Genomic DNA, 12,982 nt, shown 5'->3' on the forward strand with positions numbered 1-12,982 from the left:
CCCATGTAAGCTAAAAGTAAGTGTAAGTATTCGTTCTATTCTTCGTCCTCAGAGAGGTCTATCTTGCTATATTCGTCGGTAATCTCTTTCATTCTACCATCGGCACAACGATATACGATGCCAGGATACTTACTGAGCATCGACAGGTTGTGGGTAGACATCACAACAGCAGTTCCGCTTTGCGTGATATCGCGAAGCAGAGCAACAATGTTGCTGGCCGTTTCGAGGTCGAGATTTCCTGTGGGTTCGTCGGCTATAATCACCTTCGGATTATTTAAAATGGCTCGCGCAATGGCAATACGCTGCTGCTCGCCACCTGAAAGTTCGTAAGGCATATTGTGCTTTTTGTCGCTCATACCTACGTCGGCCAAAACTTTCTCGATACGTTCTGCGCGTTCATCTTTGTCTTTCCATCCCGTAGACTTAAGCACAAACTGTAGGTTTTCCCATACGCTGCGGTCGTGAAGCAACTGGAAGTCTTGGAATATCACACCCATTTCCTTCCTTAATGCAGGTACTTCACGTCGGCGTAAGGTCATTAGGTTCCTTCCCAACACCTTGGCCGTGTCCGCATCTTCTTCATCTATGTCCAGTTCACAATAAGTTGTTTTGAGAAAAGAACTCTTTCCCGATCCCACTTTACCAATAATGTAGATGAATTCACCTTCATCTACGTGAAAATCAACGCCACGCAACACTTCGCGGTCGTCTTGGTAAACATTTACATTTTTATATTCTATGAGCATTGGCCATCATTTTGTTATGAGACATATAACCTGTACCGTTGCCTACATGGTACAAGCAGTGCAAAGTTAATGATTTTCTTGCGATTAATTCAACAAAATTGAAATAAAATGGGATGAATTGACCACGAACGCTAGAAAACAAAAAAAGGACTGGTTAGTCCTTTTCGTTTTGTGTGCGCAAAATGATGCTGGTTGCTCCGATAGTAAATAACGATCCATCTTCAAGCACTCGGCGTTCTCGATCGCCCAAAATTTCGTTGTCAACGAATGTTCCAGTGTAGCTAGGACCATCGCTTAATACATATTTTAAACGCCCTCGCTTGTCGCGACTTACTTCTATTGCGCAGTGATTCATATCTATGCTAGGGTCATTTGTTTCGATGGGGCAGTTTATTCCGCTGCCTTTCATGTAGCGTCCGATAACATTTCGACCCATGCGAAGAGGCAAAACCTGCTTGTAATGAAACACATTCTCGATAACGGTCAATGTTCCGCAGTGGTCGTTTTCGTCTAATTCGTCGGGGTTGGTTTCTTTCTGGCGATTATGCAGTTTAGATACGCCGATACGTATGCCGAACTCTTTGCCGCAATTGTGACATTGAAAAAAGAGCGATTGCCCTTCTTGATATCGTGTTTCATCGAAAGTGGTGTAATTGTCGCATTTTGGACATCTTACTCTCTTCATGCTTTGCTTGTGTGTTTAGTTCTTAAATGCGTGGCGCAACGTGTATTAACGTGTCTTATTGCGCATTACCCAACAATCCTTGAAGTCGGCTTTCTTATGCAACTTGTTGAAAGCTAAATAGGCTTCGTTCATTGTTTCGTACCTGCCGTATATAACCTTTACGTCCTTGTCGTCAATCAAGGTCTCAGCTTCATTGTAACCTTTGTCTTTCAATATTTGCACATAACGGTTGGCATTACGCTTCGTTATCTTACTGGCCAGTACCAAGCAATAGAACGGTTCGTTAGCCTTAACGTCGTTGGTGGGCTTTATTTGTTCGCGACTCTTTGTCGCAGACTTAGCAACGGCTGGTATAGGAGCCTTTATTTCAGCTATATTCTCGTGCCCTTTTATCATTTCTTTGGGCATCACGGTGGTAAGCAGGCCTGTATCTACCATGCTATGCGAAACCGTGTTCACTTCTCCTTCGGTTACGGTAGAAGGGAAAAGCAAGAAAGCTACAACCGCCACGCATACGGCAACAGCGTTTCTAAGCCACGTAACAGGAATGATAAGGTTGTCATTATTTGTTTCTGTATCTTCCGAATCTTCTTCTACACCATTGGAGAGTGACTTGGCCGTCTCGTCCATTTCAAGAAGAAGAGGTTTCATTTCGCGTTGTGTGCTCTTAGCAACATCCTTTTCTTGCTCCTTAACAACCAACTCTGCGCTATGCTCCACACTCAAAGTTTCCAAAGTGGACAGACGTAAGATGTCAATAGAGTTCAGCCCATAAAGCGATGGAGTAAGAATTCCTGCTTCGCAAGGTTCAAAAGTGTACGTTCCATTATCGGCATAATACAACACACCTAGGTCGTTCAATTCGTAAAAACCTTCGTTGTGCAAGTGCTGACGCATTTCTTCCACCTCGTCACCAATGCGCGTGAGGGCCTCGGGATAGCTTAAATCGTATGCTTCAACATAAGATTGCGCAAGCAAAGAGTCATTTAAACGAAGTTGGCGATTGAACCCAAGTGTTCGCGACGGCGGTAAGAATGTATGGTCTCCGTCGTCGTATCTTGCTTCAACATGATGCGCCATAAATCCCCCAAATTCGGGAATGATGACGCAGTCGTTATCCAGCAGTAAGATTTCGATATGTCTATGTAGTTCAATCACGATTGCAAAGTTACGACTTTTCCACCATAATCCCAACCCACGACGTTATATTTTGAATAATATTTTACTAATATATAATGATAATTTAACTCTGTTATCACCAAAAAGATGTAAATGTTTTTCGGTAAGCTTTACGCAAGCCATGAATAAGTGGTTATCACGCTTACACGAAACAAAGTCAGAATGTTGTACGCTCAAATAGAAGTATACCTTTGATTGAAACAGAATCGACCAATGGAACTTGGTAACAAAGAGGTGAATTTAACGGATAAATTCATAAATACAAGCTATTTCAGCGCAATATCTTTTAGTCAATTGAAAGATTAATTGCATGCAAACACAAATCTCTTTAAAATCACCGATGTAGCTATTCACACGTATTATCCTGTTCATTAGCACTACTAATTACCATTATTTATTGCTTCTCGAATAACATATACCACCTGTTAATTTGTGAATATTTATTACTTACATTAAGAAGTCGAATTGACAAGAATATGAAAACACACCAATTAAGTTGCTCTAATGCTCAATAAAGACTTAACAGCGAACCAAATATGGAGTAAAATCAAGCACAATTTCTTCCTTTATACCTACTATCCCACGACAAAAGAACCGTGTTGAAGACGCACTTTTAATGTTAATGAAAAACGCCCGACAAACTAACAGTGTCATACAAAAAGCTTGTAGCGTGACTACAAGCAAGCTGTAGTGACACTACAAACAAGTTGTAGTCACACTACAAACGACTTGTAGCGCCAGTACAAACGACTTGTAGGGGCACTACAAAGGGCTGTGTACGCAAGCGGACACTAGAGAATGGGTTACAATTATGCGAAAACCAGCAATCGATAGAATAACAGACGCGAAGTTACTAGGCTATTTGCACAACGAGAAATCCTTACACATCTAAGTCTGTAACAGAGAACCTGTGCCCTGCATCAATAAAGATATTGTTGCAAACACTTGTTATAGCCAAGGCGACAACAGGTGAGCAAACCAGCCAACGAACTTCTGCCAAGGGGTTCTAAACTTGTTCCATGACTCGGGTGTCAGCTTAAAACAGTCGGCTTTATCCTTGTCAAACAAGTCAGACAACTGTTGCGTAGTTTCCTTATCTATAATAACGGCATTATCTTCGTAATCGAAACGCAGGCTGCGAGCATTAAGATTGGCACTGCCCACAGTGCAAAATTTGCCGTCTACCATAATTACCTTGGTGTGATGGAAGCCTGGCTCGTACATCCAGACTGTCACACCACGCTTCATTAGCTTATGAACATTGTAGAAAACACAATCGGGTGTTAAAGGTATGTCGCTATGGGTTGATACCATTATTTCTACCTTTACCCCACGTTTAACAGCATTTCTCAAGGCCTTCTTCAAAGCTCTGTTCAACGTTAGGTATGGGTTGATAAGCTTAATGCTGTCCCGACTATCGTTGATGGCTTTGGTATAGAAGCTGCGGATAATCTTATTTGATGTTCGCGGTTCACGGTTTAAGATGCCCACCATTTTCTTTCCTGCCGTTTGGCAAGTGTCGGGCTTAAGGTTATCAAAGTATCCCAACTTGTCGTTTCCTCTGTAATATTCCGCTCCATACACGTTTTGTTTAGCCACCTTATTCCACATTTTAAGGAAGATAGCCTGCAAAGTGTTCACCTCCTGACCTTCTATCCGGCAGTGCATATCACGCCAACTGCCAACCACTTCAGTGCCTTTAATGTAATAGTCGGCCACATTCATACCGCCAGTATAGGCCACATTACCATCGATGACAACTATCTTACGGTGGTCGCGATGAAAAACGTGGTTTACCCAAGGAAACTGAACGGGGTCGAACTCGAAGATTTCAATACCTCTTTCGCGCAAGGTTCGCAGGTGGTTTTTCTTCAATGGACGGTTGTTCGAATCGTTTCCAAATCCGTCGAACAAGGCGCGTACTTTCACACCTTCGTTCGCTTTTTCTACAAGTAGTTCGAAAAGTCGATCGGCAATGGAGTCGTTTCGAAAGTTGAAGTATTCTAAGTGCACGCTGTGTTGTGCCCTCGAAATGGCCGAAAACATGTCGTCGAACTTCTCTTGACCCGTGGTGAGCAGCACCACCGAGTTGTTATGGGAGAACTTAACACCCTCATCGCGCATCTGTTGCACGATAAGCGAGTCGCTACCTTGCGAAAAAGCCGTCAGCGGTATAAGGAGCGATATGAGGAACGAGCGTATTCTCGATGGTTCAATCATAATTCTTAAAGTGTTGCAGAGACCTTACAGCATACAGCGGTAATGGTCTACAATGCCTACTAGCCTTGCGTCTTCGTCCGCCACAAGCACCGTGTGGATTTTGTATTTTTGCATGATTTGTTGAATGTCGGCAATTTTTGTAGTTGGCGACACTATCTTGGGGTTGGTGGTCATGATGTCGTTTACAGTCTTGTTAAAGAACTCCGCCTGCCACTTCTCCATGGCCCTACGAATGTCGCCATCAGTAATCAGGCCCACAATCTTACCGTCTTCTACCGACACACCAAGCCCTAGCTTGCCTTTACTTACGTGGATGATGGCGTCGCCAAGATGCATTTGACGTGGGATAACGGGCAAATCGTCAACCCGCATCACGTCGGCAGCTGTAGTAAGGAGTCGTTTACCGAGTTCACCACCAGGATGAAATCGGGCGAAGTCTGTGGGTTTGAAGTTACGCACCTGCATCAAGGCCACTGCTAAGGCATCTCCCATGGCCAATGCGGCTGTGGTGCTGCTTGTCGGAGCCAAGTTCAAGGGGCACGCTTCCTTGTCCACTTTCACCGTAATATGGGCAACACTATATTTAGCTAACAACGAATTGGGGTTGCGACTCATGCCAATGAGTGGCACACCACGATGCAAGATTGCGGGAATAAAACGTAATAGCTCGTCGGTTTGTCCCGAATTACTAAGTGCCAGCACCACATCGTCGGCCGTCATCACACCTAAATCACCGTGATATACGTCTAGAGGATTGATAAAAAAGGCGGGAGTGCCTGTGCTAGAAAGCGTTGCTGCAATCTTTGCACCAATGTTTCCGCTCTTTCCTACACCCGTAACAATCACTTTGCCCTTACAATTGAACATCATTTCCACAGCTTTATCGAAGTGATGATCTAGTTGCGGGATGAGATCGAGCAGCGATTGCGCTTCGTCTTTCAGGCATTGCGAGGCGTATGCCCTCACGTTTTTGAGCCTGTTTTCTATCGTATCTGTTGCCAATGTTGACATAAGTGTTTATTCTCCGTGTATGTTCTCGTGTTGCGTACTTATTATAATAGGTTTGCTATCAGGCCTTCAAGCTTGTCTAGTTCAAGCATATTGGGGCCATCGCTCAATCCTTTGTCAGGGTTAGGGTGTACTTCAAAGAAGTAGCCCGTTGCGCCGAAAGCCTTTGCGGCAAGAGCCATTGCGGGCACAAATCGGCGGTCGCCACCTGTCTTTCCACCCATAGCGCCAGGTCGTTGCACACTATGTGTACAATCCATGATAACCGTTGGCACAATCTCTTTCATGTCGGGAATGTTTCGGAAGTCAACAACGAGGTTGTTATAGCCGAAAGTATTGCCTCGCTCGGTAAGCCAAACCTCAGTCGCGCCAGCCTCTTTAGCCTTCTCTACAGGGTATTTCATATCGGGGCCACTCAGAAATTGGGCTTTCTTTATATTCACTATCTTGCCTGTTTTGGCTGCTGCAACCAGCAAATCGGTCTGCCTACACAAGAAAGCAGGTATTTGCAATACGTCTACAACCTGTCCTACAGCCTCGGCCTGATGGCTTTCGTGAATATCAGTAAGCAATTTTAATCCGTATTTCGACTTTACATTGGCCAACATTTCAAGTCCTCGTTCAAGTCCAGGTCCACGAAAAGAACTGATAGACGTGCGGTTTGCCTTGTCGAAAGAGGCCTTAAAAATGATGTCCACTTTCAACTTTTGGTTTATCTCCACCAGCTTTTCGGCAACCGTGTACAACAGTTCTTGGCTTTCGATGACACATGGCCCAGCGATAAATGTTGTTTTCATATTTTGTCCAATGAATGTGCTTTTACCCGTGCAACCACGTTCTTGCCGTGGAGAATGCGTCGCGGGCTTGACTGTTTGTTATGTTTATTGTACACGCAAAGGTACAATAAAAAAAGTATTATGCAGGCCTTTATGTCCACTTTTTGAGTAAAAGACCGAACAAAGAACATCGAAATGTACGATAACGAAGCCTAATATCCCCCACTCTTCACTAGCATTGACAGACGAAAGGCTTGCTTTCCTGCGTGCAAAGAGATAGCATTGGAAACTTAATCAACAAGGATGGCCAAAATACTTGTTTATATGACAATGCCCCTACTCAATTCTTGCGAAGAGGCCTTTTATTGTTAAAATGTGTATAAAACAAAGCTTATTGTTTTGTCTTTAACAGAAAAGTATTACCTTTGCACCGCAAAACGGGTAAGTCTTGCACGGCCAGCTCCCTTCGAAACCCTCCAGGACGGGAACGTAGCAAAGGTAGTTGGTTGTAGCGGCGCGATGTAAGTAGCTTACCCACCCTGCCTCTTTAGCTCAGCTGGTCAGAGCGCATGATTTGTAATCTTGAGGTCGTTGGTTCGAATCCGACAAGAGGCTCAATGAAGAAGTGTCGTTATCGACACTTCTTTTTTTTTGCACTAACATTTCCCAAAGCGCAGAGATACGGACAGCAATCTTGCTTTTTCCGACTACTCGTTCAAATATACAAATATACACCTCAAAAACTTTTGTTTACATTAAAGTTGTTTTTGCGCTCTAATTTGATTTTGGCCGCAAGGCATTTTTTTACGCGAGTTCGTGATAAAGCACTACCGATATGCCTTCTGTCGCTTGGCGTTAGTTGGAAAGATAGCCATTTCTTTGCCTGTCCAATCTTGTTCAGGGGGCATGGCTTCTTATCCCCAACTCGCCAATTAGCCATTTCGTCGTTCGCATTTTCATCGTTCCAGAAATGTGTCTTATAAGCCCCGATGATGCATTATTACATTAACAGCCGTGTTAAACATGCTTTGGACGGCTGTTCCATGTTATCTGGAATGCTGTTCCAGTTGAATTGGAACCCTATTCCAACTTAGCTGGAACAGGAGTCCAACTTAGCTGTAACAAGGCGAGAGCTGAAAAAACTCACTACACGAGCTTATCGGGTGAGGAGTGAAAGATGACGTTTAAAGGCAGGAAGGGTGAATTGGTGTCGGTGATAGGCTGTGGAATAAACCGCCTAGATGGTGCCAAGCTAGTATCAAACGTTACGTGAATTCGGGATAAGATACGATGTTTTCTTGAGCAAGATTAGATAGAAAACGAATAGCAGTCTCGCCAACTAGCGCTATGAGACGGTTGACATAGCAAACATCTCTTATCTAGAACTCGCGTAATTTTTGTTAGAATGACGGGGGAAGGTTGTCTCAAACCCTGCCAATAAACGAAAACGGGTTAGACCAAAACGCTGGTCTAACCCGAATAAATGCTCAATATTCTGTTCGTTAATGTGGTGTTTGCACGATTTGGAAAACCAAATGAGGATTCCAAACACACATTTTTAATAGCTACGTGCTATGATAACACGGTGCTTAGCAGGTTTTCCGCTCACCATGTCAACGCCTTCAGTCTGTTCGAAACCGAAGGGAACGCACCTAATTGTAGCTTGTGTTTCTTCCTTAATGCGTGCTTCCGTTTCTTCTGTTCCATCCCAATGGCATAGGAAGAAACCACCATCTTTAACGCGCTGCTTAAACTCTTCGTAGTCGTTACATTCGTAAATGTGGGTGTCACGATAGTCTAATGCCTTCTTGTATATGTTGTTCTGCATATCGTCGAGAACTGAAACAATGTGTTCGGCCAAGCCCTCGAAACCGATAGTTTCTTTCTCCAAGGTGTCACGACGCATAATTTCTACCGTGTTATTTTCTAGATCGCGTCCACCCATAACAATACGAACAGGGATGCCTTTTAGCTCATAATCGGCATATTTAAAGCCAGGACGCTTGTTGTCCGAATCGTCGTATTTCACCGTTACACCTACTTTGCGCAGCTGTTCGATAACCGGCTGCAACTTATCGGCAATGGCTTTCATCTGTTCGTCGCCCTTACCAATAGGAATAACAACCACTTGTATGGGAGCAAGTCTTGGCGGAAGCACCAAACCATTATCGTCCGAGTGAGTCATTATCAATGCTCCAATAAGTCTAGTGCTTACTCCCCAGCTCGTTGCCCAAACATATTCGGGTTTGTTTTCTTTGTTGAGGAAAGTCACATCGAACGATTTAGCGAAGTTTTGACCAAGGAAATGGCTCGTACCGCTTTGCAAAGCTTTTCCATCTTGCATCATAGCCTCGATGGTATAGGTTTCTAATGCACCGGCAAAGCGTTCGGTTTCGCTCTTAACACCGCAGACAACGGGTACAGCCATCCATTCTTGGGCAAACTTAGCATATACGTCTAGCATCTTTTTTGCTTCTTCTTCGGCCTCTTCACGAGTGGCATGGGCCGTGTGTCCCTCTTGCCAGAGGAACTCGGAAGTGCGGAGGAAGGGACGCGTACGCATCTCCCAACGCATAACATTGCACCATTGGTTGCACATCAAGGGCAAGTCGCGCCATGATTGTATCCAGTTTTTATACGTGTTCCAGATGATTGTCTCGGATGTGGGACGTATGATAAGCTCTTCTTCGAGTTTTGCCGAAGGGTCTACTTCAACGCTGTTTCCATCTTCGGAAGAACGAAGTCGGTAGTGTGTAACTACGGCGCATTCTTTGGCAAAGCCTTTTACATGTTCGGCTTCACGCGAGAAGAACGACTTTGGAATCAAGAGTGGGAAGTAGGCGTTTTGTGCTCCCGTCTCCTTAAACATACGGTCAAGCTGTTGTTGCATCTTTTCCCAGATGGCATAACCATAGGGTTTGATAACCATACATCCTCTCACGGCGGACTGTTCCGCCAAGTCGGCTTTCACAACCAAGTCGTTAAACCACTGACTATAATTGTCGGCACGCTTGGTTAAATCTTTTAATTCTATTGCCATTTATCTTTTGTGTTGTTTCTTTTCAGCCTACAAAGTTACGTTAAAATGCTTAAAGCGCAAAATGTATGGGCAAAGTTTAGGGCGATGCCACATAACAGCCTCCATACGGTTTGTTATCCTTTAGTTATTGCCATGTTTCCAAATGCTCATTATCTTGCGCCATAAGATGGTGAAGTTGATGCCCGTAACAAGGAGAAACAGTGCCAAGCCAATGCCCAATGTGGGTGCTACACCCGTTGACGTAAGATCGGGAAAGAGGGTTTCCACAATATCTATATAGTAGCTTCGCATCATAAGTAGAAGCAAGAAGCTAACAACAAGCACGGCCAAGTTGAGCACAAGGGTGAGAATCTGGTAAGGCAAGACCACTCGCGAAGGACTATAACCAAGAAGCAAGAGGTTTTGCAACTTGGTGGTATTCTTCTGTACTAACAGATAGATGCTAAGCAACAGCACATAAAAGCTTAGTGCAGAAATAACGATACCTACACCCATCACCATTGTTACCATGAGTTTGAGGAAATAAGTGGTTTTCTCTGCATCGAGATTTTTATCTTCCAGCTCGTAATGATGATCATCGAGATATGTTGCGATACGTTCATCTGCAGGGTTGGTAACATCCATTATGAGTCGCGAGGGAAGCATTTCGCTTTCTGGCGAGAAGTGACTGTTGCTCCACGTCATGAATGATTGGGGCACAAGAATGGTGTTGAGTTTCGACGAAAAACCGATGACCTTTCCCTTAAAATACCCTTGACCGCCTTTGCCTTGCACTTGAATGTGGAGGTCGATCATGCCAACGAGGCCTTCGCTTATCTTGGGTAACGAGCGATTTTGGGCGAAACCAAAGTTGTACATGGTGATATAGCTTCGCGGGAGGATAACGGGCACAACACTATCGCCTTGCGTATAGTGCCAATTGGCTAGCGAAACGTCTACGAAACGATCGGGTACACTTTCGAAAAACAGCTCGGAATTGAGAATCTTCATGCCATTTACACCCATCGTAGCTTCTGCTTTATAAGCCGTAGAGGTGAATTGGCCAAGCCCTTTAACGAATGGTTGGGCTTGAAGGGCGGATATTTCATCTTTCGAGAAGCCTGAATGTTGCTGCTGTCCCAAGGCGTTAGCCACGCCAATTTTCTTGCTCACCACAAGATAGTCTGCCTTTAAGAAGCTGTCATTGGCCGTAAATATGGGCAAGATATCACAATATAGCTGGTAGCCAAGCAGAACAATGGTCATACCAAAAAGGTTGGCGAAGAAGAAACCAACGAACTGCGGCCAGCTGATATGTTGACGTAGTAATTTCCAAACCAGTTTCATAGCTTCAGAATTTTATCGTATTGCAAACTAGGATGCTTGCCAATGCTTGTTACAATTAGTGCCGCCCCTTGCGATTTAGCTTCGTTTGCCATCAATTCGCCAAGTGTGTCGGCATTAAAATCATCAAGATGACTAATGGGTTCATCGGCTAAAAGGAAGTCGAAAGGCTGCACAAGGGCACGAAGTGTTGCCACACGCTGCTGCTGTCCGAAAGACATCTGCCCCACCCTAGTATTTATTTTATCGGCTATTCCTAGTTGTTCGAACCACTGGCGTATTTCGGCTTCAGTCTTAAAGTGGGTAAGCTGGTTTTTCAGCATCACATTTTCCAAGGCCGTGAGTTCGGGAAACAAACGTAATTCTTGGAACAACTGGCTTACGTTTCGTTGACGAACATTCACCCAATCGGTTGTGGAGAGTAGGCAAATGTCTGTTTCGTCGAACTTCACCATACCTTCGTAGTCCTGCCGATACCCCATAATATAACTGCAAAAGGTACTTTTTCCACGACCGCTTTCGGCTTCCACTAGGTAGAACTTGCCTTTTTCGAACGTGAGGTTAGGCTGTTGCCACACTTCCGAATGTAAGTTGCCTCGCTGTAGAAATACATGTGGTGTAACTTGATCAAAGCTAATGTTGTTCATTATTCTAAAATATAAACGATTGTATTTACCCCTCCCAGATAACTTCGCAACGTGGTTAGGCCACTGGTTTTGATGCCTCTAGAGGCTGCCAAAGCATCTATGTTGAAAACAAGAGCTAATCGTTTTCCGCGTATTTCGTTAGCCACGCTTGACGAGATTTGACTGCTGGGCGTCACTAAAATGGGTTGTTGTGAGGGTGGATGGGGCAAACAATAGAAGCTACTATCGGTTTTCAATCCAAAATAGTACTTAAAATTGCCATTGTCGAATACGTATGCGCGTGGGCCTGCATCGTAAATGGTAGAGCCTGGAGGACAAGAGCGTTTCCAATAGCCAACATCCATCAACCAATTGGTGTGCTTTAACTGTGCTTTCATCGAGAGATTGGCTTGTCCGCTCGCAGAAGTGGATGTTGAGATGATGATGTTGCCGTCAATGCTTCTGATGATGTTGTCCATGTCGATGGCTGTGTTCAATCCCGTAAGTAGCGTAGATAACACGATGTTATCTCTTACAATGCCCAGCAATTTATTACCTTCCATATTGGCGAAAAGGGTGAGTGCAGCTGGCGAAGATGCTTCTTTCAAGAAGGTTTCGCCAATGGGGCGATAAGAAGCTGCCACCCGTTTCAAGGCTTTATCAATGGTTTCGTTATACGAGAAAGTTTCACCCTTCATCAAAAGGGTGTTATCTGCGAAACGCAGACCTGCTTTTAACACCACTTGTGACAGGTTAACGCGCTTTGGCAAACCCAAAGTAAAGGGCAGAGCAATGTTTTCTGGCAGGGCATCAAGTCTAGCAACGAAGGCCATGGGGGCATCAATGGCATCTACCGAGGCCAACAAAGGCGACTGGCGATCTTCCTTCTTGGAGTCGATGGTGAGCAATTTGGCTATACGCAATTGCAAGTCGGGTTGAACGGCGAGAGGTTGCGGACCCATCACTAACAAGGCATCGTCGTTAAAACCCACTGCCCACACATTATTAACGGTGTAAAAATAGCAACCTTTACGTTCTTTTCCAGCCACTGCCTGCCCTCTTAGCACTAGCGTATCAAGGGCTGCAGCGAGTTTAGAAGCATCGTCTACCTTTGCACAAAGACCGAAATTCATGTCGGCTGCCTCAAAAATATATAGCTTTGAAGAGAGGTCAATGCCGTAATCGGTAACGTTGTTGTCCACGCCAATAAATGTTTTCAGGATATTTTCAGCCTTCAAGTTCTTGCCCAACTTTGGCACATCTATCGCCATAACAGCCATGCTGCTTTTGGGGATAGACTGCACATAGCTGGCTTTCGAACACGAAACCAACAGCACGAACAGCAAGAGCAATGCTCCTATAATATTTTTCATCTTATC

At 44.4% G+C, this 12,982-nt stretch carries 10 protein-coding genes, 1 tRNA gene, 1 other RNA gene and 1 pseudogene; 3 read left to right on the top strand and 10 right to left on the bottom strand.

Features of this window, described 5'->3' with window-relative positions; all coding sequences use genetic code 11:
• Positions 1–35 precede the first annotated feature (35 nt).
• The 6 genes from F453_RS0101730 to kdsA form a co-directional block, all read right to left on the bottom strand.
• Positions 36–746: a cell division ATP-binding protein FtsE gene (locus F453_RS0101730; protein ID WP_009235545.1), complete on the bottom strand. Its 711-nt coding sequence runs from the start codon at positions 744–746 to the stop codon at positions 36–38.
• 154 nt (positions 747–900) lie between these two features.
• Positions 901–1,431 carry an FHA domain-containing protein gene (locus F453_RS0101735; protein WP_018966450.1) on the bottom strand — a complete coding sequence of 177 codons (531 nt, stop codon included), beginning with the start codon at positions 1,429–1,431 and terminating at the stop codon, positions 901–903.
• Between the two features lie 45 nt (positions 1,432–1,476).
• Positions 1,477–2,589: an HU domain-containing protein gene (locus F453_RS0101740; protein ID WP_018966451.1), complete on the bottom strand. Its 1,113-nt coding sequence runs from the start codon at positions 2,587–2,589 to the stop codon at positions 1,477–1,479.
• Between the two features lie 969 nt (positions 2,590–3,558).
• Positions 3,559–4,830, bottom strand: a complete 1,272-nt coding sequence (gene cls, locus F453_RS0101745) for a cardiolipin synthase (RefSeq protein ID WP_018966452.1) — start codon at positions 4,828–4,830, stop codon at positions 3,559–3,561.
• A gap of 24 nt (positions 4,831–4,854) precedes the next feature.
• A complete protein-coding gene (locus tag F453_RS0101750; RefSeq protein ID WP_018966453.1) occupies positions 4,855–5,841 on the bottom strand; it encodes a KpsF/GutQ family sugar-phosphate isomerase in 987 nt (328 codons plus the stop codon).
• A 41-nt stretch (positions 5,842–5,882) separates the two neighbouring features.
• The gene (kdsA, locus tag F453_RS0101755) at positions 5,883–6,647 is read right to left on the bottom strand and encodes a 3-deoxy-8-phosphooctulonate synthase (RefSeq protein WP_262502532.1); all 765 of its coding nucleotides are present in this window, start codon (positions 6,645–6,647) and stop codon (positions 5,883–5,885) included.
• A 406-nt stretch (positions 6,648–7,053) separates the two neighbouring features.
• Here kdsA and ffs point away from each other — a divergent pair.
• From ffs to F453_RS16000, 3 genes and pseudogenes are all read left to right on the top strand, one after another.
• Positions 7,054–7,147: signal recognition particle sRNA small type (gene ffs, locus F453_RS14850), an RNA gene on the top strand.
• An 8-nt stretch (positions 7,148–7,155) separates the two neighbouring features.
• Positions 7,156–7,229, top strand: a tRNA-Thr gene (locus F453_RS0101760).
• Positions 7,230–7,603: 374 nt separating this feature from the next.
• Positions 7,604–7,795 (top strand): annotated as a pseudogene (locus tag F453_RS16000) (hypothetical protein).
• Positions 7,796–8,172: 377 nt separating this feature from the next.
• On the opposite strand, the gene proS reads toward F453_RS16000, so the two are convergent.
• From proS to F453_RS0101785, 4 genes are all read right to left on the bottom strand, one after another.
• Positions 8,173–9,654, bottom strand: coding sequence for a proline--tRNA ligase (proS, locus tag F453_RS0101770; protein WP_018966455.1), 1,482 nt, complete (start codon positions 9,652–9,654; stop codon positions 8,173–8,175).
• 120 nt (positions 9,655–9,774) lie between these two features.
• Positions 9,775–10,980 carry a transporter gene (locus F453_RS0101775; protein ID WP_018966456.1) on the bottom strand — a complete coding sequence of 402 codons (1,206 nt, stop codon included), beginning with the start codon at positions 10,978–10,980 and terminating at the stop codon, positions 9,775–9,777.
• Complete coding sequence (locus tag F453_RS0101780; protein ID WP_018966457.1) at positions 10,977–11,624, bottom strand: ATP-binding cassette domain-containing protein; 648 nt, start codon at positions 11,622–11,624, stop codon at positions 10,977–10,979. Before F453_RS0101780 ends, F453_RS0101775 begins: the two co-directional genes overlap by 4 nt.
• Complete coding sequence (locus F453_RS0101785; protein ID WP_018966458.1) at positions 11,624–12,976, bottom strand: DUF4836 family protein; 1,353 nt, start codon at positions 12,974–12,976, stop codon at positions 11,624–11,626. Before F453_RS0101785 ends, F453_RS0101780 begins: the two co-directional genes overlap by 1 nt.
• Between the last annotated feature and the right edge of the window lie 6 nt (positions 12,977–12,982).

It is taken from the genome of Hoylesella loescheii DSM 19665 = JCM 12249 = ATCC 15930, assembly GCF_000378085.1.
Lineage (GTDB): Bacteria > Bacteroidota > Bacteroidia > Bacteroidales > Bacteroidaceae > Prevotella > Prevotella loescheii.

Bases quoted from the DNA above. Each gene is read 5' to 3' on its own strand.
- F453_RS0101730 (WP_009235545.1), bottom strand. From the start codon at position 746: ATGCTCATAGAATATAAAAATGTAAATGTTTACCAAGACGACCGCGAA.
- F453_RS0101780 (WP_018966457.1), bottom strand. From the start codon at position 11,624: ATGAACAACATTAGCTTTGATCAAGTTACACCACATGTATTTCTACAG.
- proS (WP_018966455.1), bottom strand. From the start codon at position 9,654: ATGGCAATAGAATTAAAAGATTTAACCAAGCGTGCCGACAATTATAGT.
- F453_RS0101750 (WP_018966453.1), bottom strand. From the start codon at position 5,841: ATGTCAACATTGGCAACAGATACGATAGAAAACAGGCTCAAAAACGTG.
- cls (WP_018966452.1), bottom strand. From the start codon at position 4,830: ATGATTGAACCATCGAGAATACGCTCGTTCCTCATATCGCTCCTTATA.
- F453_RS0101735 (WP_018966450.1), bottom strand. From the start codon at position 1,431: ATGAAGAGAGTAAGATGTCCAAAATGCGACAATTACACCACTTTCGAT.
- F453_RS0101775 (WP_018966456.1), bottom strand. From the start codon at position 10,980: ATGAAACTGGTTTGGAAATTACTACGTCAACATATCAGCTGGCCGCAG.
- F453_RS0101785 (WP_018966458.1), bottom strand. From the start codon at position 12,976: ATGAAAAATATTATAGGAGCATTGCTCTTGCTGTTCGTGCTGTTGGTT.